Raw genomic sequence first — 23,902 nt, 5'->3', positions numbered from 1 at the left:
TTAAGATGCTTGAGAGTAGGAGCTGTCCTTGCTCGTATCAGACTCGGATTCATTCTCTAACCACCGTTCTAGCCATGCAGTGTTGAACTGTCCAGTGAGTAAGTCGTTGTCTTTGCATAGTTTTTGAAATAGAGGCTGGGTGGTTTTTACGCCAGTTACTTCCAATTCGTCGAGGGCTCTTGCCATGCGTTTAATGGCGTTGTCTCGGGTGCTATCCCATACAATAAGTTTTCCTAACAGCGAATCGTAATAAGGGGGAATGGCAAATCCGGAGTAGATTAACCCGTCAAATCGAACCCCAGATCCCATCGGGGGAGTAAATTGGCTGATGATGCCGGGGAAGGGCAGGAATCCATTAAACGGGTCTTCTGCATTTAAGCGGATCTCAATCGCATGCCCACGCATTTCAATATCGGATTGTTGGAGCGCCAGCGGCTGACCAGCGGCAATCAGAATCATCTCGCGAATTAAATCGACGCCAGTAATGCATTCTGTGATGGGGTGCTCTACCTGTATGCGTGTATTCATTTCGATAAAGTAGAAGGCTTCCGTTTCGTCGTCATAGAGGTATTCAATGGTGCCTGCACCCTGATAATTCACGCTTTCAGCCAGAGCAACAGCAGACTCACACATTGCTTGGCGAACACTGTCTGGAAGCACGGTACAAGGCGCTTCTTCCCATACTTTCTGGCGTCGGCGTTGCAGCGAACATTCACGTTCAAATAGATGAATTGCTTTGGTTCCATCTGCGAGAATTTGAACCTCAACATGCCGAGCCTGATGAATGAACTTTTCTAAGTACAAGGTGCCATCACCAAACGCCGATTGTGCTTCCGCAGAGGCCTGATGATACTGCTCTAGAAAGTCAGCGGCTTGTTCAATCACTCGAATTCCTCGACCACCGCCACCAGCTGATGCTTTGATCATGACAGGAAACCCAATTTCTTTGGCGCGCTGCAGTGCGGCGTCTGGATTGATGGAGGGAGCACTGCCGGGAACGACAGGCACACCCGCGGCCATGGCAGTTTCACGAGCAACGGCTTTATCCGCCATTTTTCGCATGGTGTCGCCATCGGGGCCGATAAAGCGCAATCCTGCTGCGCGTACTTGATCTGAAAACTCAGCGTTTTCTGATAGGAATCCGTAGCCTGGGTGAATCGCGTCCGCGTTGGAATCTAAGGCGGCCTTGATGACTTTATCGCCATTCAGGTAGCTTTGATTTGCCATAGGCTGACCAATACAAATGGCTTCATCTGCCAATTTAACCGCCAGTGATTCGCTGTCGGCTTCGCTGTAAACTTGAATGGTGCGGAGCCCCATTTCTTTGGCTGCACGGATGATCCGCACCGCTATTTCACCGCGATTTGCGATAAGAATAGATTTGATACTCATAACAATTCCTTGTGTACATTCAGTGCGTTATTTAAGCCGGACGATAGGTTGACCAGCGTTAACGGGTGTTTCGTTATCCAGCAAAAAGTCATCAATAACGCCTGACACTTCTGCTTTGATTTCGTGGAAGGATTTCATCACCTCAACTAAGCCGATGACATCACCAGGCGATAGGGTGTCTCCCGCTTGTTTGTAAAAAGGCTGTTCGGGGGCCGATGAGCGGTAGAACACGCCCGGTAATGGGCAGATGATTTCTTTGTCTGACATGGTTCACTCCTTGAAGATTGACGATCCATCAGTGGATAATTCTTTTTGGCTTTTTAAGGTACGTTCTCGTGAAGGCAGGTGTTGCTGTAGTGTTTTGTTGACTGCCTTGGCGATGTCCAGTGCGTTTGGGGTGTCTGAATGTACACAAACGGTTTGGGCAACCACGGGGATCTCATCTCCATTCGTAGCTGTTACTGCACCTTGCTCTACGGCTTTTTTTACTCGTGTTGCCGCATGGTTCGGATCGGTTGCTTCGTGAGTTTGAGTGATCACCAAGTGCCCATGTTGATCATAGTCTAGGTCGGTGAAAAACTCGGCGACAAAGCCCACACCCTTGCTTTTGTATACTTTCTCGTGGCAAGTACCGGTTAAACCGAATACGGGTACTTGGTAATGCAACGCGATATTGGCGATGGTTTCCGCGATTTCTGGATCGGACGCGGCCATGCCATACAAAACCCCATGTGGCTTTAAGTGGTTAAGTGGCATACCCAACATATCCAGAAAGCCTTTCAGAGCGCCAATCTGATAAACGATCATGTTGTGCAGCTCGGCTTGGCTTAGGTGCATTTTTCTGCGACCAAACCCCTGTAGATCGGGCAGTGAAAAGTGCGCGCCCACCTTTACGCCATAACGTTTGGCAAGCTCTACGGTGTGCTTCATGTGGTTTGGGTCTGACGCGTGGAAGCCACAAGCAACGTTGGCTTCGGTGATGTAGGGCATAAGCGCTTCATCATCACCTAGCTTGTAAATGCCAAACCCTTCTCCCATATCGCTGTTTATGTTGATCATATTGGTACCTGTTTATGATGTTGAAGAGGTTAGTGCGCGCCCAAGCTGGCTCGCATACGAATACGGATTTGGTCGACAATGACCGCGAAAATGAGCAACGCACCAATCACGACGGTTTGTAAGTAAGATTCGACGCGCGTTAAGTTCATGCCGTTTTGAACCAAGCTAATGAAGATAGCTCCTAGAACAACATGTTCGACGCGCCCAACGCCGCCTCTAAGGCTAACGCCAGCAATCACACAGGCAGCGATAGACTCCAATGGCATGGCTGCCCCAATATTGGCTTCGCCTGTATCTAGCCTTGCGGTAATTAACATGCCTGCCAATGCCGCAAATAGGGCGCACAATAGATAAGCCATCATCAAGGTTTTGTGGGTGTTGATACCAGAAAGCTGCGCTGCGTGAATGTTGCCACCGACGGCGTAGAAGTAGCGCCCCAGACGGGTTCGATTCACCACAATGACGGCAGCAATGGTCATGACGAATGCCGCTAAAATTGGCGTAGGGATACCTAAAATGCTACCGAACCCGAAGGTGTTCCCAAATTCAACGGGCATACCGTAAACAGGAGATCCTCCCGTCATATAAAGGGCGACACCAAAGCCAACAGAGGAAATACCCAGTGTCATCACAAAAGGGGAGACTTGAAAGTGTGCCACGCCTACACCGTTGATAAACCCGACGACCAAACCAACCCCGACGCCCGCAAGAACACCAAGTAAGATGGCTAGATAAATGGCTTCAGGAAAAGAGGCATACACCGCCGCCATGGTGGTGGCACCCACCACAGAAGAAAGGGCGATAATGGTGCCCACCGATAAGTCGAAACCCGCCGTCAGCAAGACGAACATTTGCCCAATTGCCACCATAATGAGGTAAGAGGATTGGCGTAAAAGGTTGAGTAAGTTCCGTGCGGTCAGGAAGTTGTCCGATGCCGTCGCAAATATGGTGACTGCAATCACCATTAATATGGGTAATACCCCAATTTTGACAAATAGGCGTTTCATCCAGTTCATTGCATTTCCTTTTGATGGCGAACCCGCTGCTTTGGAAACGCTAGCTTTCGAACTTGTGAGCTCAGTAGCTGCGTGGCTGGTCTTGATAGGTTCACTGTTCATTGTTAAGTGCCTCATTTTGGGATTCCATGGATTCAAAGAAGTGAGCGAGTGCGTTAGGTTCGGTAATGTCGTCACCCTGAAGATGCGCTTCGATTCGTCCGTGTCGCATGATGTATAAACGATGGGAGAGGTTGACGACTTCCGGTAGATCAGAAGAAATGATCACCACCGCCGCGCCTTGCTCACATAAGCTAGCGATGAAGCGATAGATCTCTGCTCGTGTGCCAACATCTACCCCGACAGTTGGCTCATCAAAGACATACAAAGACACATCGCGAGTGAGGCATTTGGCCAACAATACTTTTTGCTGATTCCCTCCACTAAACTGACCAACATCGCGCTCAGTTTGCATTGGGTAGAGCTTTAATTTATCGGCCAGCTTTGAGGTTTGCTGGCGTTCATGGTTAAGGCTTAATGCACCCGTCGCACCGGAATAAGAGGGGGTGTTAATCGCCGCCAAGCTGATATTTTCTCGGCAACTTCGAATCATCACCAAACCTTCGGCTTTTCTGTCTCGGGAGTTGTAAAAGAATCCCCGATCCAACATTTCACGAGTCGATAAGCTAGTGACATTCTCACCATGAAAAATCACCTTGCCGGATTGAATGGGTTCTAACCCAAAACAGGCTCTTAGCGTTTCCGATTTCCCGCAACCAACCAGCCCAGCAAAGCCGATTATTTCTCCTTCTCTTGCATAGAAAGAAAGGTCTTGTATGGCGTTATCGCGGCTTGATAAGTTCTGTACTTCCAATACGGTACTTTGGGGGGTGAAGGGGATTTCAGGGTAAACCTGATCCATCACGCGTCCCGTCATCATGGTGATTAGCTCTTTTTCATCAACCTGTTCACAAGCCTTAGTACCGATGTAGCGGCCATCTCTTAAAACGGTGATGCGATCAGCGATACGGCGTATTTCCGCCATGCGATGTGAAATGTAAATGATGCCGACACCTTGTTGCTTGATCTGCTCTACCAGTTTAAAAAGCTGCTCGGTTTCTTGATGAGTAAGAGACGCGGTGGGCTCATCGAGAATAAGCACCGCCAGTTCTCCCCGCAGCGCTTTGGCTATCTCGACCATTTGCTTTTCTGCACGAGACAGTTCACCGACGCTCAAATCGGGGTTGAGCTGAAACCCCATGGTGTCGAGCAATTCTTGCGCTTTATATTGCAAAGTTTGGTTATCGAGCATGCCCGACTTCATGGGTTCTTCACCGAGAAAAAGGTTCTGTGCCACCGTTAGGGTATCGACCAATGAGAATTCTTGGAAAACGGCGCTGATCCCTTTTTGTCGAGCATCGAACACGTTTTTGAAATGCACGTCTTCGTTGTGGAATCGCATTTCGCCAGCCGTGCGTTGGTTTGCTCCTGAAATAATGGAAATCAGCGTGGATTTGCCTGCTCCGTTTTCGCCAAACAATACGTGCACTTCACCGGCTTCTAATGTGAAGTCCACATCGTCGAGTGCCTTAACACCGGGATACTGTTTGTGTATCCCGTGCATTGAGAGGATTGGGTTTGAACCGACCATCATTGAGGTTTCACCGAAAACGTTGGCTTAAAGCCGTTTGGTGCCAGTGAGCTGTCACGATCGAAGTGATCAATAATGGCGGCATCAATCACATAGAGTTGCGGACCAACATGCTTGGTGTACGGTTTGCCTTCGAGGATTCGAATGGCTTGGTCAATCGCAACGCGACCTTGAATAACCGCGGAATCGGTTGGCGCAGCGAGTATGAGTTTGCGTTTGATGCCTTGGTAAACACCGGGAGTAAAGTAGTAAGAGAGAACCTTGATTTGATTGGTGAGCCCACGCGCTCTCAGTAAGCTGGTGGCTGCTTCAGCAGTGACAGCAGTGCCCACGATGTAATCGAGATCTGGGTGTGCTTCTAGCGTATCTTCAACTAGCTTGAGTTGAACTTCTTTACCTGTGTCGCCGTATTTGGTTTCGACGACATTGATGTTGGAATCTTTAATGGCATCCTGAAAGCCCTTGTTTCCAGCTTCTACCCAGCCTGCACCGGGAGGACCAGGAAACCAGCCTACTTTGACCTTATCTGATCCGTTTTTGTGAATCTCTCTTAAATACTGTCCAACTTTAGAACCCATTTCACCGAACGACACTAAAGACTTAGCGGATAAATCCGGTGAAGACATACCGTTAACGATATCGATAACAGGAATGCCGGATTTAGTAATGTTCTTGACCAGATTGTTTAAACCTTCATAAGAGATGGCACCAATCACGACAGCATCTGCCCCCGAGGCAACACAGTCTTCGATTTGCGATATCTGGGTATTTAAATTGGTATAACCGCCTGCTTCAACAAGCTGCATTCCAACGCCCGACCGTTTGGCTTCTGCAACGACACCGTAGTTTACTGCCGTCCAGTAAGCGTCTTTAAGGTGGGGGAAAGACACACAGATGTCCCATGGCTTTTCAGCTTTGTCGACGGGCTGGTAATCCATGACTTCTCGGTTACTTGTCATATCAAAAGGGGTTGTCCAAACATCCACGGTGTACGGATACCAATCTTTGGCGTTGATGTTTGGGCTGTAATACGCAGCAAGTACTGCGGTTAACGTAAGCCATGCTGCATTTGAGGTGTTTCGTTTCATCGTTCTTCTCCCTGTTATTCGAACGTTGTTTAACGAGTGATGTTTGCCGTGATGAATCCGTTTCGGCTGTTGTTTGATTTGTTAATAACAGGTTAAAATTGCAGCGTTGATATGTAAAATATGGATTTCTTAGAGGTGTTATCTAAAATTTAGATATCCAAGCTGTGTGTGATTTAAAGGAATGAAATCCATTTAACAATATGAAATATCAGGGGTAAGTCGTTTTCGGTTAGTAGGTGAGTAAGGCAGTGAAATGTCTTGATATCTAATTTATTAATACATGAGTTAAGGAAAACAGAAATGCAGCCAACCATGAAGCAGATACGTTACTTCATCGCGACCGCCGATTCGGGGCAGGTATCCCAAGCGGCCAATGCCATGCACGTTTCTCAGTCTGCGATCACCACGGCAATAAAGTCATTGGAAGAAATGCTGAATGTGAATTTATTCATTAGGCAGCCTCATGGCATGCTGTTGACGTATGAAGGCAATCAGTTCTATCAGCACGCGACACACATCGTAAAAGAAATCGAAGAGGCTATGTTGCTTTCACACCGAAGTTCCAATCAGGTGCAAGGGGTGATCAAGCTGGCGATGTCTTACACTGTGGCTGGGTATTTTGTTCCGCCGTATCTAACACGCTTCTCGCGCAGTTACCCAAAAGTAGAAGTGAAGCTGGTGGAAGCGACTCGGAGCGAAATAGAGGAAGGGGTAGTGTCGGGCGATTTCGACTTGGCGTTCATGCTGACATCCAACCTTATGAATCAAGAAGACATCAGTTTTCAAACGTTGCTCAGTTCGCCTCGACGGCTTTGGGTCAGTTCTAGCCATCCGTTACTGGAAAATAAGCTTGCGACGTTTCACGATGTTGCCCAGTACCCCTACATAATGCTGACGGTGGATGAAGCGAGCAATACTGCACAACGTTACTGGAACCAAACGCCTTACCAGCCCAATACCATTTTTCGTACATCCTCAGTGGAATCGGTGCGCAGTTTAGTCGCAAACGACTATGGGATCACCATTCTTTCCGACATGGTCTATCGCCCGTGGTCTTTAGAAGGAAGAAGGGTAGAAGTTCGGCCACTAGCGGATCACGTACCCGATATGGAAGTGGGTTTAGTGTGGTCAAGAAAAAGAGAACGCAGCACTGCGGTGGCTGCGTTCTGCGAATTTATGGAAATGTCGGTGTCACCGAATCAGGATTTGATGAATCGGTACTAACGTTATTTTGGTTGCGTTAACACATTAGTCTTCAACACACCTGCCTTTAACAGATTAGTCTTTAACACATCTGTCTTTGCAGCCCACTCATATCCAGTAAGCGGGTTGCAATTTCTTCAACCGATAACGATGTCGTGTTGAGGTACGGGATCGCTTCTCGACGAAACAGGGATTCCACCGTATTGAGTTCCTTTTGGCATTGATCGTGGCTGGCGTATTCGCTGTTGGCCATTCTTCCTTCACGAATGGCGTGCAGCCTTTCAGGTTCGATGGTTAAGCCAAATGTTTTAAATCGAAAAGGTTCAATACCCGGAGGCAGTTTTAGCCTCCCCATATCCTCTTCTATGAAAGGATAATTCACGGCGCGAATTCCAAATTGCATGGCTAAATATAGGCTGGTAGGGGTCTTTCCGCAGCGTGAAACACCCAGCAAAATGATGTCGGCTTGGTCGAGATTGTTTAGCGAAATGCCGTCATCGTGGGCAAGTGTGTACTCAATTGCAGCGATCCTGTCCATGTAGCTACCCACATCTTTACTGATACTGTGTGAGCGCTGTAACTTGGGTTTTGGCTCTAGCCCAAGGTCTTTACTGAGCGGTTCAACCAGTGATTTAAGTACATCATAGAACTGAGCGTTGGCTTGCTCAATAACATGCTTGACCTCTGGTATAACGATAGAGAAGAACACCAAAGGCTTGTTCCCAGTCTCCTCAAAGGCTTTGTTTATCAGGCCTTTAACATATTCAGCACGTTCAATATTCTCTACAAAAGGGAGGGTTGATTGGCGTGTTTCGATAGAAAATTGCCCTAAAACCGCGTGCCCCATGGTCTCCGAGGTGATTGCAGTACCGTCTGAAATATAAAACACATCACGAAAACTAGTTTTGCACTGCATAAAAAGTTGAATCCTTAAAATAAATTTGTAGTGTGGGTTTCATAATAAAAATATAGATATACCTGAGCGCATTTCTAGCTTACTTAGCTTAAGTGCATGCGGCACAAATCGGTGCCGACAAGATTAAGGGTATATATTTACATTACAGGGGATCGATACCCGTAAATGTGACGCTGCCGGAAAAATTTTTTAAACCCTAAGCCAATCGTTTGCGTTGATTCAAGCCCCACTAAAACCCTACAGATCCAATAACAAGGAGATTATCCATGCAACAAAATGTTGTTTGGTATGACGCTTTATCAATGAACGACGTTGATAAAGTTGGTGGTAAAAACGCTTCACTCGGTGAAATGGTTGCAAACCTTGCTAACGCTGGCGTGAAAGTCCCTAACGGTTATGCCACTACCTCTTTTGCGTTTAATCAATTCCTCGAATCAGACGGATTGAATGAACGTATTTATGCCCTGCTGGAAAAACTCGATGTTGATGACGTTCAAGCGTTAAAATCAACAGGAGAAACCATTCGAAATTGGGTGCTAGAGCATCCATTTACCCCTGAATTAGAAGCAGACATTCGCCAGTGTTATGCAGAACTTGGCGAAGGCGACGACATGTTGTCGGTTGCTGTTCGTTCTTCTGCCACGGCGGAAGATTTGCCAGATGCTTCTTTTGCAGGTCAGCAAGAAACGTTTCTAAACGTACGTGGTATCGATGCTGTTATTGAAGCAACGAAACACGTTTTTGCCTCTTTATTTAATGACCGTGCTATCTCGTATCGTGTTCACCAAGGTTTCGACCACAAAGGTGTGGCGCTTTCTGCGGGTATTCAGCGCATGGTACGTTCCGACAAAGCGTCATCCGGTGTAATGTTTACCTTGGACACTGAATCGGGTTTCGATCAGGTTGTTTTCATCACCTCATCTTGGGGCTTGGGTGAAATGGTCGTTCAGGGCAGTGTTAACCCAGATGAGTTCTACGTGCACAAGCCAAGTTTGCAGGCGGGTAACCACTCGGTTGTTAGGCGCACACTGGGTTCGAAGTTGATCAAAATGGTCTACGCTGAAGGCTCCGAACTGGGCACTCAGGTCGATATCATGGATACGTCTTCGGAAGAGAGAAGCTCTTTCTCACTCACGGATGATGAAATTCAGGCGTTGGCGCAACAAGCTTTGATCATCGAAAAGCACTACGGTCGTCCGATGGATATCGAGTGGGCGAAAGACGGTGTAACAGGCGAACTCTTGATTGTTCAAGCGCGTCCTGAAACCGTGCGTTCACGTGACGACAAAAACGTCATGGAGCGATTCCACCTAAACCAACAATCAGACGCGTTGATTGAAGGCCGTGCAATTGGTCAGCGAATTGGTTCTGGTGTGGTGCGTGTGGTGGATTCTCTTGATGAGATGGACCAAGTGCAAACAGGTGATGTACTCGTCGCAGACATGACAGACCCAGATTGGGAACCCGTCATGAAAAAAGCGGCTGCGATTGTCACGAACCGTGGTGGACGCACCTGTCATGCTGCAATCATTGCGCGTGAGCTTGGCATTCCTGCCGTTGTGGGTTGTGGTAACGCAACGGAGCGACTACAGAACGGTACTCAAGTGACCGTATCCTGTGCACAAGGCGAAACGGGCTATGTGTATGAAGGTGAGTTGGATTTCGAAATCCGCCGCTCATCGGTAGACGATTTACCGGAGCTGCCGCTTAAAGTCATGATGAACGTGGGTAACCCAGATCGTGCATTTGACTTTGCGACTATTCCAAATGAAGGTGTTGGCTTGGCGCGCTTGGAATTCATCATTAACAAGATGATTGGTATTCACCCGAAAGCATTGTTGAACTACGATGATCAGCCGACCGAAGTGAAAGCTGAAATCGACCGACGCATTGCTGGCTACGCTGATCCGGTTGAGTTTTACATTGAAAAACTCACGGAAGGCATTTCGACACTTGCGGCTGCTTTCTGGCCAAAACGCGTCATTGTACGTATGTCGGATTTCAAATCGAACGAGTATCGTAACCTTGTTGGCGGTGTTCGCTACGAACCAACCGAAGAAAACCCAATGTTGGGCTTCCGTGGCGCATCACGCTACATCTCAGAGCAGTTCGAAGATTGTTTCGCATTGGAATGTGAAGCCATGAAGCGTGTCCGTGGCAAGATGGGCTTGAAGAACGTGGAAATCATGATTCCATTCGTTCGTACGGTAAGCGAAGCGGCATCGGTGATTGATTTGTTGGCGAAGCACGATTTACGCCGTGGCGACCAAGGTCTAAAAGTCATCATGATGTGTGAGTTGCCATCTAACGCAGTATTGGCAGAAAGCTTCCTGAAATACTTTGACGGCTTCTCGATTGGTTCAAACGATATGACTCAGCTAACGCTTGGTTTGGATCGTGATTCCGGAGAGATTGCTCATCTGTTTGATGAACGTAACGAAGCGGTAAAAGCCATGCTGTCGATGGCGATTCAAGCGGCCAACAAAGCAGGTAAATACGTGGGTATTTGTGGTCAAGGGCCATCGGATCATGATGACCTAGCAGAGTGGTTAATGGAGCAGGGGATTGATTCTGTTTCACTAAACCCAGATACCGTGCTGGAAACTTGGTTACACCTAGGTAAGTAGTAGAGCCTTAGTGAGTGGGGAACCTACTCATGATTTTTAGGTAACTTACTGATATAAATTAAAAACCTCTAGTTTATGCTAGAGGTTTTTATTTTCTATATAAGTTTTAATTTTAAATGTGAAATTAATAAGCGCATTAATGCTTATTCGTTATTGCCCCTAAGTTCATATCCAAACTCCCATTCTTGTGAAGCAAATCAAACAATGGAATCAACCTAATATAAGGTGATTAAAAAACGATCAACTGTATGCAGTGTATACATTGTATCCAGAAGAGAGAATCTGATGCGACATCACCGATATGACTATTTAACTGCTTCTGAGCAAGCGTATCGGGTGATACGAGACATGATTCTTGAAATGGAGCTTCTGCCGCATCAGCCATTATCGGAGCAAATGTTGGCGGATAAGTTGGAAATGAGCCGGACTCCGGTTCGTGAAGCGGTAGCAAGACTGACAACGGAAAGGTTGATAGACAATGCGTCTAGGCGCCAGCTTATGGTCGCCCCAATTCGGGTGGCACTGTTTGAAACCGCGTATTACGTGAGAAGAACATTAGAAGGCGATTTGGCGCAATTGGCAGCAAAAGCAAAGATCACCGAGTTGGATCAACTCAATCTACAAACGTGTTTGAACGAGCAAGAAATAGCAGCGAGAAACAACAACTCAGAGATGTTTTATAACTCGGATGAACGCATGCACCAATTGATATGCGAATGCGCAGGTAAGCCGCTGGTGTGGCCGATAATTCTGGATTCTAAGTTCCACATGGATCGCATTCGCAAACTGATTTTAATGAGCCGTAGCACCATTCTGACGGAGTTAATTGATGAACATCGGCAAATTGTTCATGCCGTTTTGGTCGGTAATGTACCCGCCGCAAAGGACGCCATGTTGGGCCATATTGCGCATGTGTTTCCGGATTTGGATGTAATTCAGAAGCAGTTCCCAGAATACTTTTCTCAATAGCCATTACTGCATCACCAAGGAAAGGAGAGAGTAATGATAGATAACAGCAAAGCCGTGCTAGTGACGGGTGGCTCCAAAGGAATAGGGCGCGCCATGGTCGATCGCTTTGTCGCGGCTGGCTACAACGTGGCTTTTTTCTGTAACGATTCGGAGTCTTGCGCATCTACATTATTGGACCACGGTAATAGTGAAAACGTATTGGGTATCACTTTAGACGTCAGTAAAGCAGAAGAGGTTAAGGTAGGCGTAGAAAAAGTGGCGCATACTTTTGGTCGCTTGGATGTTGTGATCAATTCCGCGGGAATACAGCGCTACGGTGATGTCGTGGAAACCAGTGTGGAACTGTGGAATGAAGTGCTCAGCGTTAACTTAAACGGTGTATTCCACACCTGCAAATACGCGATTCCTGAAATCCGTAAACAAGGCAAAGGGGCAATCATCAATATTGCTTCTGTTCAGTCTTATGCTTCTCAAACCGGTGTGGCGGCTTATGCCGCGTCTAAAGGGGCGATTTTGCAACTAACACGTTCTATGGCGTTGGATTGCGCTGCCGATCAAATCACTGTGAATGCCTTATGCCCTGCATCGGTCAATACACCTATGTTGCACTGGGCTGCGGACTTATGGAAAGGCGAACAATCGAAAGAGCAAGTTCTTGAATCTTGGGGCAATGCTCACCCTCTAGGCAGGGTGGCTGAACCCAGCGAACTGGCGGAGCTGGCGTTGTTTATTGCACAAGGGAAATGCTCATTCATGACAGGAGCTGACATAAGAGTGGACGGCGGAATCATGAGCCAAGTGCCAATTGTGTTACCTGAATAGAGATATTGCCGGAATAAGGAAGCCAAGTTTATGGAAACTAACTACCGATCCAAGTCATTTCTGAAATCGCATATTCAAAGCGTCGTGGATTTTTATCACCCTGATTGTATCGACAATAAACGCGGCGGATACATCAACCAGTTTAGGGATGACGGCTCCATATTCGATATGGATACCAAGCATCTTGTTGGTACTTGCCGGTTTGCATTCAACTACTCCCTTGCTTATCTCAATAATGGCGATGCGCAATATCAAAAAGCCGCAGAACATGGCGTTCGATTTTTACTGGAGCATCATAAACAGCGAGATGGTGGGTACGCTTGGGTATTGAATGGTTTGGATGTCGAAGATGGCACTCGCCATTGCTATGGTCATGCCTTTGTTTTACTCGCGGCAGCGGCATCCATCAAAGCCAATGCGCCCAGTGGCCGAACCCTGTTGAATGATATTTGGGATGTGCTCGAAGTGCGGTTTTGGGATCAAGAGGCACAGCTTTATGTGGATGAAATCTTAGAAGGTAGCTGGAACAACGTATCGCCTTACCGTGGCCAAAACGCCAACATGCACATGTGCGAAGCCATGATTTGTGCCTATGAAGCCACAAAAGAACAGCGATTTCTCGACCGAGCCGTTACGCTCGCAAAACGAATTTGTGTCGATTTAGCCAGCCAGTCCGATGGGTTGATTTGGGAGCATTACGACCAAGATTGGAACCACGATTGGGAATACAATTTGGACGATCCTAAACACCTGTTCAGACCATGGGGGTACTTGCCAGGGCACTTTACCGAATGGTCTAAGCTGCTTTTGATTTTGTCTCGATACCACAAAGAAGATTGGATGGTGCCAACTGCAAGGCATTTATTCGATGTCGCTACGCAAGTCAGTTGGGACGATGAATCAGAAGGCATGAATTACACCTTTTCTCCCGACAAAGAAATAGTAGATACCGATCGATACTACTGGGTTGTGGCAGAAACCATTGCTGCCGCTGCGGCGCTTGCCGTTGAAACGGGCGATAAAAAATATTGGCAATGGTATGAGACCCTATGGGGCGTTGCTGACCGGCATTTTATCGATCACACCTACGGTGGCTGGTTTCGGCTGCTTGACCACCGCAATCAAAAATACGACAACTTAAAAAGCCCACCAAGCAAAACGGACTATCACCCACTGTCAGCATGTTTTGAAGTTCTGCAGAGTTTAAAACGAATTTAACCGCGTTTCGAATAGACGCCTGACCGCGCACTTTCACTATAGAGGTCGTTGTCACCAGTTTAGGGTGCTCTCACCGAGAGCTGCCACGGGTTAGGCGTGTCTTTAAAACGTAATTCTGTTCAAAAGGACAAGGAATAGAACCATGTTTAAATACAAAATATTTGACTGCGAAAAGCTGAACTGGAAACAGTTTAACTGCAAAAAGATCGTATTGCTGAGTGCCATTCTCAGTACCACATTACTTGGGTTTTCTTCACCCAGTATCGCAGCGGAAAAGGAAAAGCAGCTGCGTTTTACTTACCTGACACAAACGGGCATCGACAACACATTTTGGCAGACGATCAAGCGTGGAATGGACGACGCTTGTGCCTTACTAAAAGCCGATTGCCAACTGCTGTTCACACAAGAAAACGGCAACCTTCAGATGCATCTCCAAAACATTGAAACCGTCACCAACCAAGGTGTGGATGGAATTGTCACCGTGGTGGTGGATGACAACTTGTAAGATGAAGCGCTGCAACGAGCTGTCGATAAAGGTATCCCCGTTATCGTGTCGAATGTCGATGATACACAAGGCGAGCTTGGTAATGCTCGGTTAGCGTTTGTTGGGCAAGATTTGTTTCAAGCCGGCTACGAAGTGGCGAAAGGGTTGGCTGCGAAATTTGATAGAAGTAAACCCGCTCACGTGGTGTTAGGTCTAGCCAGACCAGGTGAAAGCTGGGCAGAAGACAGAATTGGTGGTGCTAAGAAATACCTAAACGAATTGAACGCAGCAAACCCTGACTGGAAAGTAACGTTTGATGTGATCGATTCGGGTAACGATTTATCCATTACGGGCTCACGAATTTGTCAGTACATCCAAGGTCACCCTGAAACCAATGCAGTAATCGGAGCCGGCTTTTGGTTTGCTGGGGCAGGTGAATGCTTGCGTGATTTAGGTAAAAAGCCAAATGAAATTCTGATGGGTGGTTTTGATTTGGTGCCCATTTTGATTGATGAGATGAAAAAGGGGTACGTGCATTTGACCGTAGACCAACAGCCTTATTTACAGGGCTATCTGCCAATTCTTCAACTTCACTTGATCAATAAATTCGGTTTGAGTGCATGGGATGTCAATACCGGTAAAGCCCTGATTACGTTAAGCGATGTTCCAGAACTTGAAAGGTATATCGATCAGGGAGTGCGCTAGATGGAACAGGGATTAGGGGGCAGTAGCGCCCCCGTACACAAGGATGGGAATATGATTTACCGCCAAATTAAAGACCTGCTATCCAGACCTGAAGTGAGCGCGTTCATTATGTTGCTGATTATGCTGGCGTTGTTCTCTGCGTCGAATCCTTACTTTCTGACGCTCAACAATTTCATGATCATTTTGCAGCCCATTCCTGAGATTACTTTGATAGCGATTGGCGTCACCATTTTGATGGTATCAGGTGAATTCGATTTGTCGGTGGGATCTGTTTTCGCGTTTTCACCCATGATCATGGTGTTGTTACTTGCAGCGGGTATCCCTGTTGGGCTCGCTATTGTGGTCGCTCTCATAGGGGCGGCGGCTGTTGGGCTATGTAACTCTTTTATCACGTTAAAAATTGGGTTGCCTTCTTTCATTACTACACTGGGCATGCTGTTTATGATCCGCAGTTTGACGATAGTAATGTCGGGCGGGTTCCCGCCACCATTCCCACGCGATATGGATACATCATGGTTGGTAGGGCGTGTGGATCTACTGCGGGCGTCTATCTTCTACTTGGTGGCTTTCGCGATAGTGCTGTCGATGTGGTTGCGCAGAACCGATTTCGGCAGTTGGATCTACGCGACAGGGGGAAATACGCAAGCTGCCCACGACATGGGCATCAATACTGCATTGGTGAAAACCACGGCTTTTGTATTGTGCTCTGTGCTCGCGGGCTTTGCAGGCATTATCCAGTGTTTTCGGATTAAGGCCATTATTCCCACCATGGGAACGGGGTTTGAGCTTCATGCGATTGCCGCTGCCGTTATTGGTGGTGCAGCCTTGACTGGTGGCGTAGGCACAGTCATGGGGGCAATCATTGGTGCGCTCCTAATCGCATTCATTGAAAACATCATCATCATTAATCGCATTGATGCCAATTGGTTTAAGTTTGCTGTTGGCGCGATGATCGTTTTCTCCGTTGCGTTAAACACATACACCCGCCGAATGGCGGACAAAATGAAAGTATAGGAGGCTGAAAATGGAATCTCCTTTACTGGAATGCCGCAACATATCAAAGTCTTATTCCGGTGTTGAAGCTCTGCAAAACGTCAATTTGTCGATTGGGCGTGGCGAAGTCATCGGGTTAATCGGTGATAACGGAGCAGGCAAATCGACGCTGATTAAAATTTTGTCTGGCGTTCATACCCAAAGCAGCGGTGACATCTTTATCGATGAAGAACCGGTCACGATTCGAAACCCAAGACACGCAATGGGTTTGGGCATTGAAACCATTTACCAATACACCGCAATGGTGCCGGAAATGTCCATCGTTCGGAATATGTTTATTGGGCGAGAAATACGCCGAAAAGGACCAAGAGGTTTTGGGTGGCTGAACGAATCCAAAATGGCGGAAGAAGCGGTAAAGGCAATTAAAGATGTCGGCTTAGATTTGGAATACCCACACCGCCCTATCAAAGAGCTGTCTGGTGGGCAACGGCAAGGTGTTGCAATCGCTAGAGCCATCTATTTTCGTTCTCGGATTCTTATATTAGATGAACCGACTAACCACTTATCGGTTAAAGAGACCGATAAGGTATTGGAATACATAGAAATGCTAAAAAATCAGGGAGTAACCTGCATTTTTATTAGCCACAACTTGCACCATGTGTCTCAGGTATCTGACCGTATTGTCGCCATGGCAAGGGGGGAGAAAACCGCGGATCTTCCCATCGAGGATACTTCGGTAGAGCACATGACTAGGCTGATAAGCTAAGAGGGGCAAGCATGAAATATCCAAAAATTACTGATATTAAAGCGACGACAATTACCGTTCCGCTGGAAGCGCCTTTACGCCACTCAAATGGTGCACATTGGGGGCGATTTGTACGAACTGTGGTTCAAGTCGAAACCGATGTTGGCATTGTTGGGTTAGGGGAAATGGGCGGCGGTGGCGAGTCTGCGGAAGCCATGATTATTGGTTTGAAGCAATATTTACTCGGGCATAACCCCTTTGAACTCGAAGCGTTACGCATGAAAATATGCAACCCAACTGCTAGCTTATACAACAACAGAACGCAATACCATGCAGCGATTGAATTTGCCTGTTTGGATATTTGTGGCAAGTTTTTAGGCGTGCCTGTGTGCGACTTACTTGGCGGCAAAGTCAGAGACGAAGTGGAATTCGCGAGTTACCTATTTTTCCGATTCAATAATGATGATGGCTATGGGGAAGTGCGTACACAAGAGCAGCTTGTAGAACACGCTCGCCAGCTTAAAGAGCAGAACGGATTTCGGGTTCATAAACTTAAAAGTGGCGTGTTTCCCCCGAAATATGAATTAGCGTTGTTTCGAGCGCTTGCGCATTCTTTACCGGAAGACCAAGTTCGATACGATCCTAATGCTGCATTTTCGGTTGAAGAAGCCATTTGGTTTGGTCGCAACATCGAAGATCTCAATAACGACTATTACGAAGACCCTACATGGGGGCTGAATGGGATGAGAACGGTCAGAGACCGCGTGAAAATCCCTAATGCGACCAACACAGTCGTTATCAACTTCGAGCAACTGGCGACCAATGTACGTGACCCAGCAGTGGATGTGATTCTGTTGGATACCACCTTTTGGGGAGGGATCCGCAATTGCATTAAAGCTGCCAATGTGTGTGAAACGTTTCAAACCAGTGTTTCGGTGCATTCTTCCGGTGAGTTGGGTATCCAATTAGCAACCATGCTGCACTTAGGGGCGGTTTTACCTACGTTGACCTATGCGGCGGACGCTCATTATCACCACCTTACCGATGATGTGATCAAAGGGGGGAAAATGACCTATCGAGATGGGAAAATACAAGTTCCGACGGCTCCCGGGTTAGGCGTTGAGCTGGATGATGACAAACTGAAACACTACGCGGAGCTGTATAAAAAGCTGGGTGGTTACCTCTACGATAGAGATCCGTCGCGTCCGGATTGGTTTGCCTATACGCCAAATACTCAGTGGGCAGATCCGAACAGTTAGGCAACGTTAGGTTACTGAGCATAAGGAGAATGAAATGGATACTTCAAACTCACACCGCGACCCTGACAAAAACAGCGTCCTCGACAAGAGATTTGGTCATATAGAGGTTGTTTCGAATGCGCGGTTTTCTGTCGGCGAAAGCCCGCTTTGGAATCCACATGAAAGCAGTTTGATCTTCGTCGATATCATCGACAAAGCGCTGGTTACGCTTGAACAAAATGGCAATTGTACGCGCATACAGACAGAGGATTTCCCGACAGCGTGTGCGTTAGTTGAACAATCCGACTCGCACCTTATTGTGGCGTTCGCGCAAGGTGTCAGTTTGGTTGATAGACGCAGCGGAAAAGTTCTCCCTGTTTGCCAGCCCGATCAAATGCAAGGGAATCGTCTTAACGAGGGAAAATGCGATCCTTTGGGGCGTTTTTGGGTATCGTCCATGCAAACAAACCTTCATCCCGATGGCAGTGGAAAGGAAATGGATCGGGAGTCTGGCGCGCTGTTTAGCGTGGTTGGCGACGGCTTCTCCAAACGTTGGACCGAATACAACATAGGGTTAACCAATACCATGGCTTGGTCGCCTGATAGAGAAACCTTCTACTTTGGGGATTCAGTAAACAATGTGATTTGGGCGTACGATTATGAGTTAGAGACGGGTGCGGTGAGTAACCCTCGTGTTTTCTTTCAAAATCACCCAAATGGCGCACCCGATGGCTCTTGTATCGACAACGAAGGTTATTTATGGAATTGCCGATTTGGTGGCTCCAAAATTGTGCGGATTGCTCCTGATGGAACACTCGATTCCGTTGTTTCTCTGCCGGTAACGAACCCTACGAGTTGTACCTTTGGCGGTGAAAACGGAGAGACTCTTTACGTCACCTCCGCACAGTTCTCATTGACGACTGAGCAATTAAAACAAAACCCAATAGAAGGCGCAGTGTTGAGTTTCCAACCTCCTGTTGGCGGTTCACATGAATACCCGTTTTCTTGCTCCGAAGACCTACTGAATCGACTCAATTTATAAAGGAAAGACGATATGACAATCATCCCCAACGATGAAAAGGCAGTATGGGTCGGAAGGATTTGGTCTGCCGATGCTGGTGGTCCTTTGGTTGTGCTGGTAAGGGAAGGGCAGGTATACGATCTCACGGATTCCTTTTCTACAGTGAGTGAATTACTCGACAACGACAGCCTGTTGTCTGTTTTGAATGCTTGGGATAAAGCCCCAGTTGCTTCATGGCAAAACGTGGCGGAATCGGAAGGTAATCAATATCAGTTGCTCGCACCATTTGATTTACAAGCAATCAAAGCGGCTGGCGTTACCTTTGCGGTCAGTATGTTAGAGAGAGTGATTGAAGAAAATGCCGATGGCGACCCGCAAAAAGCCACGCTATTACGTCAGGAGTTGATTGACGCGATTGGCACGGATTTAGGGAAAGTAAACCCTGGCAGTGAACAAGCCATACAACTGAAAACGCTGTTGCAACAAAAAGGATTATGGAGCCAGTATCTGGAGGTGGGCATTGGTCCAGACGCGGAAATCTTTACCAAAGCGCAGCCCATGTCGAGCGTCGGGTTTGGCGCGCCAATTGGTGTCTTATCGACCTCGTATTGGAACAACCCAGAGCCAGAAATCGTACTTGCCGTAAACTCGAAGGGAAGCATAGTAGGCGCAACATTGGGTAACGACGTCAACCTCAGGGATTACGAAGGGCGCAGCGCGCTCTTGCTCGGTAAAGCCAAAGACAACAACGCGTCTTGCTCAATAGGACCTTTTATTCGAGTGTTTGATAAGAAATTTACGCTGGCAGACATAGAGCGTGAAGTTGTGCACCTCACCATTGAAGGCAAGGATGGGTTTTCTCTAGGTGAATCGTCCGACATGGGCAAGATTAGCCGTTCACCAAAACAGCTGGTAAGCCAATTGATCGGAGCGCATCACCAATATCCCGATGGCGTAGCCCTTTTTCTGGGAACGATGTTTGCCCCCATTCAAGACCGTGACGAACAGGGAAGCGGCTTTACCCACAAGGTGGGGGATGTGGTGAGCATTCATTCGCAGCATTTAGGGAAGCTTCAAAACACCGTTGATCACTGTGAGAAATTGCCACCGTGGACATTTGGTGTGCGTGCGTTGTACCAGTATTTAAATACTCGCCAGTCAAATTAACCCAGCGTTTGGATAAAAGGATGAATCATTATGGCTAATCTAGGGCAAATCGTGATTGGTGGTGCATGGGAAAGCGGAGAAGGAAACCCCATCTATGCCACAAATCCCAAAAGCAACCAATCTCTACCGCAAGCGTTTCATTCTGCTAGCCTCTCGCAAACGGAAAGAGCGTGTACTTTGGCTGGCAACGCAAGCGCAGAGTTTTCAAGAACGGCACACACCAAGCGTAGTGATTTTTTGCGAGCCATTGGCGAAGGGCTACAAAGTCGGGAGCCCGATATCGTTCAATTTGGAACACTTGAAACGGGGTTACCAGAAGCACGCCTAAAAGGGGAATTACAGCGCACTATTGGGCAGCTCAATCTTTTCGCTGATCTTCTCGTCAGTGGGCGTGCATTTGAGGAATTGCATGATGAAGCGCTTCCAGACAGAGCGCCATTACCAAGACCCGATTTGCGTTTAGTGAAACGTGCTATCGGACCAATTGCTGTATTCGGTGCCAGCAATTTCCCTTTGGCCTTTTCTGTCGCTGGGGGAGATACCGCATCGGCATTCGCAGCAGGTTGCCCTGTGATAGTTAAAGCCCATTCATCGCACCCTTATCTTTCTTATTTTGCGGCTTCAGCAATCACGGAAGCGGCAAAGAAAACCGATATACCTGCTGGCGTTTTCAGTATGATTTATGGCAGTGGGAATACCGTTGGCAGTCAGTTGGTGACTCACGCTGCCGTTAAAGGGGTTGGCTTTACGGGTTCGAAACAAGGTGGGTTGGCATTGAACAGGTTGGCACAAAACCGCAACGTACCTATTCCGGTTTTTGCGGAAATGAGCAGCGTTAACCCTGTTTTTCTTTCAGCCAAATCACTGGCTAACCATTCGGATTCGTTAGCAAAAGGATTGTCCGATTCCGTTTGTCTTGGTGCTGGGCAATTTTGTACTAACCCCGGGCTGGTATTAGTTTGTGAGGGAAGCGAGACCGAGCCATTTATTCAGAAACTCACCGTGAACACCCACGCTCAACCTATACAAACCATGCTGAATAGCAGTATTTGTAAGGCTTACTACGAAGGAGTAGAACGCTTGGAATCTTTGGGTGCAACCGTGTTGAAGTCGAGCATGAATACAAAATCTAGCACGGACACACCAATTGTTAGCAGTGAGAATCAATGTGAACCTGCGTTGTATCGTATATCAGGAAAGCAATTTTTGACCGCACCGCATGAATGGCAACCGGAAGTGTTTGGAGCATCTACGCTTGTTGTGGTTGCTAAAAATGAAGCGGAAATATTGGCGATTCTTCAAACGTTAGAAGGGCAGCTAACCGTGACATTTTGGTTCGATGCTGAAGATGATCCCGACGTACACCAACCACTTATATTGCAGGCGGAGCAAATTGCCGGGCGTATCATCTTTAATGGTTTTCCTACTGGCGTTGAGGTGTGCCAGTCGATGGTTCATGGTGGTCCGTATCCAGCAACAACAAACGGTCAATTTACGTCTGTAGGGTCAACTGCCATCGAACGATGGTTACGTCCAGTTTGCTTTCAAAATGCGCCTGATTGGGTGTGATTTCTCATGCATTGGTTGTGGAGTATGGCTTACATACCCTTACATTTAGTCTGTATATAAAATGATAGCATCCCGTAGGAGAAATCTTACACGGGTGAGCGATGAAAAATCTTAATAGAACCGCCTTCGCATGGCTTGCGATGATATTACCTTGCACTGCATTTTCCGCGGGTTTTGAAAACAGCGCATTCATAGTGAAGGGTGGCACATCAAGTTTTAACGATACCGACACCAAAGACGCATTCAGCGGTTCGGCGGTTGGCATTGAGCTGTTCAATTTACAGCAAGCACCTATCTTTAGCGCCATTTTAGGGGGAGGGTATTTATCTCACACCCGCCAAGATGCCTCAAAAGGTGAAGACGCATTAAAAATTGCGGATACGTCCTTAGGTTTTGCACTTGGTATTGGCTTTACAGAAAATGTGTCGGTCTACGGCAAGCTTGGTCTGAGCTACCTCGAAACGGACATCAAAAACTACCGCTCTGCCGATTTAGGGCACAAGGTTTACGGCTTAGGTTTGAATTCTGGTGTTGGTATCATGTATCACTTAGGACAATTGAGTCTAGGTGCTGAATTTATTCGCAATGATATTGCCCAAAACAATTCTTCATCTGTCGACTACTTGAACGGGACATATTCCAACTGGTATATCACGGCTGGATACGCGTTTTAGAATGAAGAGCTCAATCATTTCGCTGACTGGCATAGTGTGTTTGTTGGCGCTGACAGCGTGTAAAGGCTCAGTGTACTATGCGGTGTCTTCGATGCCTAAAAGTTCGGGTGAGGCTGTTAATGATGGCAGCGCTGCATATTCTTCCCACTTATTTGGAAATAAGGTAACGGATCTTCTTGATGCCGTCAGCGTGACTGAAGATAGCTTGATTTTGGAAAACGTTGCGAGAAAAGCGACCTACGCGACGGACGCCATTCTGGGGCAAGCACTGAAATCTCTAAATTATTCATCAATTGCCAGCATGAAGGCAGCACTCAAAGCTGGATCAGTCATTAATAATGGCATCTATCACGCTGAGCTGGACAGTTTCTTTGAGCTGGAATACGTAAAAATAAAATCTTCTTCCGCGATTACCTTAAAATCTGCGCCCGCCAATATTATCGAAAGCAAAGACTCAATTGCGCCTTTTACATTGAACAATAAGAAAGGCGTTGTCGACATCGTGATTCTAGATGTAGGTGGTGGTGATTATTACATTTCAACGACAATTGGCGATCTAAAGTACTACTTAGATACGAATACATTCAAAGATGCATTAGGGTTGGATGGGTTTGGTGTTTGTGAGACAACCTCTAAAGGGGCGAGTTTTACAGAATGGACGTGCGATCTTTCTTCTCCCACTATTCAAAATGGTGACGAGATTTTTTATTCCCATGATCATCAAGTGGAAAAGTACAATTCTACCGATACTGGTATATCAAATTCGGTATCGGTGAAATCACTTTCTGAGCATAAGTATAACCGCAATACCCGCGAGCTGCGCTTTATTCCGCCTGTTGAGTTAAGTGCTAAACAGTGACTTATGAATGTTTAAGAAAGTTGAAATCTAGGACGAGTTTCTCTGCAAAAATACCAAGCGCATCCGTGCCAATTTGGAAACGAAATATTACCTAATGAGAAAGCGAAGAGAATTACCAGAGCCGATTGAAAACCCAACTTTGAGCGACTTAATCACACACAACGGCGGGGATCTTCTCGTGAGTTGTTTAAGAGAGAAAAACAAAAGCTTGTCCAATGCTGAGTTTGAAATTTACATCAAAAAATTCAGAGGAAGTAAGAAAATTCGCAAGTGACTTATACCAATCGTAGTAAGTAATTACTCATTCTAGCTTGTTAAAATACTCGATAACTGCGTTAAAAAATTTGATTGTAGAATAACTACTTATCGAAATTTTTCGCCTTGTTCTCAAGCGTTTTTCCTTCGCTATTTATGAACACTTACTTACTGTGATTGGTATTAATTCTCTAAAATGTGTTTTACCCACAAAAAAGCCCGCAAGTTGCGGGCTTCAGATTGATGACGAAC

Annotated in this window: 22 protein-coding genes; 15 read left to right on the top strand and 7 right to left on the bottom strand. The window is 46.9% G+C overall.

The window, feature by feature from the left end; translation table 11 throughout:
* The 6 genes from CW749_RS00115 to torT are packed head-to-tail and all read right to left on the bottom strand — an operon-like array spanning position 1 to position 6,185.
* Positions 1-1,392, bottom strand: coding sequence for an acetyl-CoA carboxylase biotin carboxylase subunit (locus CW749_RS00115; protein ID WP_101109853.1), 1,392 nt, complete (start codon positions 1,390-1,392; stop codon positions 1-3).
* A gap of 27 nt (positions 1,393-1,419) precedes the next feature.
* Positions 1,420-1,659, bottom strand: a complete 240-nt coding sequence (locus CW749_RS00110; RefSeq protein ID WP_101109852.1) for an acetyl-CoA carboxylase — start codon at positions 1,657-1,659, stop codon at positions 1,420-1,422.
* Positions 1,660-1,662: 3 nt separating this feature from the next.
* A complete protein-coding gene (gene pxpA / locus CW749_RS00105; RefSeq protein ID WP_237322260.1) occupies positions 1,663-2,451 on the bottom strand; it encodes a 5-oxoprolinase subunit PxpA in 789 nt (262 codons plus the stop codon).
* Between the two features lie 29 nt (positions 2,452-2,480).
* Positions 2,481-3,569, bottom strand: coding sequence for an ABC transporter permease (locus CW749_RS00100; RefSeq protein WP_101109851.1), 1,089 nt, complete (start codon positions 3,567-3,569; stop codon positions 2,481-2,483).
* Positions 3,559-5,100 (bottom strand): sugar ABC transporter ATP-binding protein, encoded by a 1,542-nt coding sequence (locus tag CW749_RS00095; RefSeq protein ID WP_237322258.1) that lies wholly within the window; start codon positions 5,098-5,100, stop codon positions 3,559-3,561. Before CW749_RS00095 ends, CW749_RS00100 begins: the two co-directional genes overlap by 11 nt.
* Positions 5,097-6,185, bottom strand: a complete 1,089-nt coding sequence (gene torT / locus CW749_RS00090) for a TMAO reductase system periplasmic protein TorT (RefSeq protein WP_101109850.1) — start codon at positions 6,183-6,185, stop codon at positions 5,097-5,099. The genes CW749_RS00095 and torT overlap by 4 nt, the downstream gene beginning before the upstream one ends.
* A gap of 300 nt (positions 6,186-6,485) precedes the next feature.
* Here torT and CW749_RS00085 point away from each other — a divergent pair, with 300 nt between their 5' ends.
* The gene (locus CW749_RS00085) at positions 6,486-7,409 is read left to right on the top strand and encodes a LysR family transcriptional regulator (RefSeq protein ID WP_101109849.1); all 924 of its coding nucleotides are present in this window, start codon (positions 6,486-6,488) and stop codon (positions 7,407-7,409) included.
* Between the two features lie 61 nt (positions 7,410-7,470).
* On the opposite strand, the gene CW749_RS00080 is transcribed toward CW749_RS00085, so the two are convergent.
* On the bottom strand, positions 7,471-8,304 hold the full coding sequence (locus CW749_RS00080) for a pyruvate, water dikinase regulatory protein (RefSeq protein ID WP_101109848.1): 834 nt from the start codon (positions 8,302-8,304) through the stop codon (positions 7,471-7,473).
* Between the two features lie 266 nt (positions 8,305-8,570).
* Here CW749_RS00080 and ppsA point away from each other — a divergent pair, with 266 nt between their 5' ends.
* The 14 genes from ppsA to CW749_RS00010 all read left to right on the top strand — a co-directional run bounded on the left by ppsA (position 8,571) and on the right by CW749_RS00010 (position 23,395).
* Positions 8,571-10,931: a phosphoenolpyruvate synthase gene (ppsA, locus tag CW749_RS00075; protein ID WP_101109847.1), complete on the top strand. Its 2,361-nt coding sequence runs from the start codon at positions 8,571-8,573 to the stop codon at positions 10,929-10,931.
* 285 nt (positions 10,932-11,216) lie between these two features.
* Positions 11,217-11,900, top strand: coding sequence for a GntR family transcriptional regulator (locus CW749_RS00070; RefSeq protein WP_101109846.1), 684 nt, complete (start codon positions 11,217-11,219; stop codon positions 11,898-11,900).
* A gap of 33 nt (positions 11,901-11,933) precedes the next feature.
* Positions 11,934-12,722 carry an SDR family oxidoreductase gene (locus tag CW749_RS00065; protein ID WP_101109845.1) on the top strand — a complete coding sequence of 263 codons (789 nt, stop codon included), beginning with the start codon at positions 11,934-11,936 and terminating at the stop codon, positions 12,720-12,722.
* 30 nt (positions 12,723-12,752) lie between these two features.
* On the top strand, positions 12,753-13,940 hold the full coding sequence (locus tag CW749_RS00060) for an AGE family epimerase/isomerase (protein WP_101109844.1): 1,188 nt from the start codon (positions 12,753-12,755) through the stop codon (positions 13,938-13,940).
* A gap of 142 nt (positions 13,941-14,082) precedes the next feature.
* Positions 14,083-14,445: a substrate-binding domain-containing protein gene (locus CW749_RS00055; protein ID WP_101109843.1), complete on the top strand. Its 363-nt coding sequence runs from the start codon at positions 14,083-14,085 to the stop codon at positions 14,443-14,445.
* A gap of 9 nt (positions 14,446-14,454) precedes the next feature.
* Complete coding sequence (locus tag CW749_RS00050) at positions 14,455-15,129, top strand: substrate-binding domain-containing protein (RefSeq protein WP_101109842.1); 675 nt, start codon at positions 14,455-14,457, stop codon at positions 15,127-15,129.
* Positions 15,130-16,143: an ABC transporter permease gene (locus tag CW749_RS00045; RefSeq protein WP_237322256.1), complete on the top strand. Its 1,014-nt coding sequence runs from the start codon at positions 15,130-15,132 to the stop codon at positions 16,141-16,143.
* A gap of 10 nt (positions 16,144-16,153) precedes the next feature.
* A complete protein-coding gene (locus CW749_RS00040) occupies positions 16,154-16,888 on the top strand; it encodes an ATP-binding cassette domain-containing protein (protein WP_101109840.1) in 735 nt (244 codons plus the stop codon).
* 11 nt (positions 16,889-16,899) lie between these two features.
* On the top strand, positions 16,900-18,126 hold the full coding sequence (locus tag CW749_RS00035) for an enolase C-terminal domain-like protein (RefSeq protein ID WP_101109839.1): 1,227 nt from the start codon (positions 16,900-16,902) through the stop codon (positions 18,124-18,126).
* A gap of 34 nt (positions 18,127-18,160) precedes the next feature.
* On the top strand, positions 18,161-19,147 hold the full coding sequence (locus CW749_RS00030) for an SMP-30/gluconolactonase/LRE family protein (protein WP_101109838.1): 987 nt from the start codon (positions 18,161-18,163) through the stop codon (positions 19,145-19,147).
* Positions 19,148-19,159: 12 nt separating this feature from the next.
* Positions 19,160-20,293: a fumarylacetoacetate hydrolase family protein gene (locus CW749_RS00025; protein ID WP_101109837.1), complete on the top strand. Its 1,134-nt coding sequence runs from the start codon at positions 19,160-19,162 to the stop codon at positions 20,291-20,293.
* 30 nt (positions 20,294-20,323) lie between these two features.
* Complete coding sequence (locus tag CW749_RS00020) at positions 20,324-21,862, top strand: aldehyde dehydrogenase (NADP(+)) (RefSeq protein ID WP_101109836.1); 1,539 nt, start codon at positions 20,324-20,326, stop codon at positions 21,860-21,862.
* Between the two features lie 101 nt (positions 21,863-21,963).
* Positions 21,964-22,536, top strand: coding sequence for an outer membrane beta-barrel protein (locus tag CW749_RS00015; protein ID WP_101109835.1), 573 nt, complete (start codon positions 21,964-21,966; stop codon positions 22,534-22,536).
* 1 nt (position 22,537) lies between these two features.
* The gene (locus tag CW749_RS00010) at positions 22,538-23,395 is read left to right on the top strand and encodes a hypothetical protein (RefSeq protein ID WP_101109834.1); all 858 of its coding nucleotides are present in this window, start codon (positions 22,538-22,540) and stop codon (positions 23,393-23,395) included.
* The last annotated feature ends 507 nt before the right edge of the window (positions 23,396-23,902 follow it).

Origin of the sequence: Vibrio sp. vnigr-6D03, from assembly GCF_002835515.1 — a bacterium.
Taxonomy (GTDB): domain Bacteria; phylum Pseudomonadota; class Gammaproteobacteria; order Enterobacterales; family Vibrionaceae; genus Vibrio; species Vibrio penaeicida.
The sequence above is the reverse complement of the archived record's forward strand: the minus strand, read 5'-3'. Positions and strand labels throughout refer to the sequence as shown.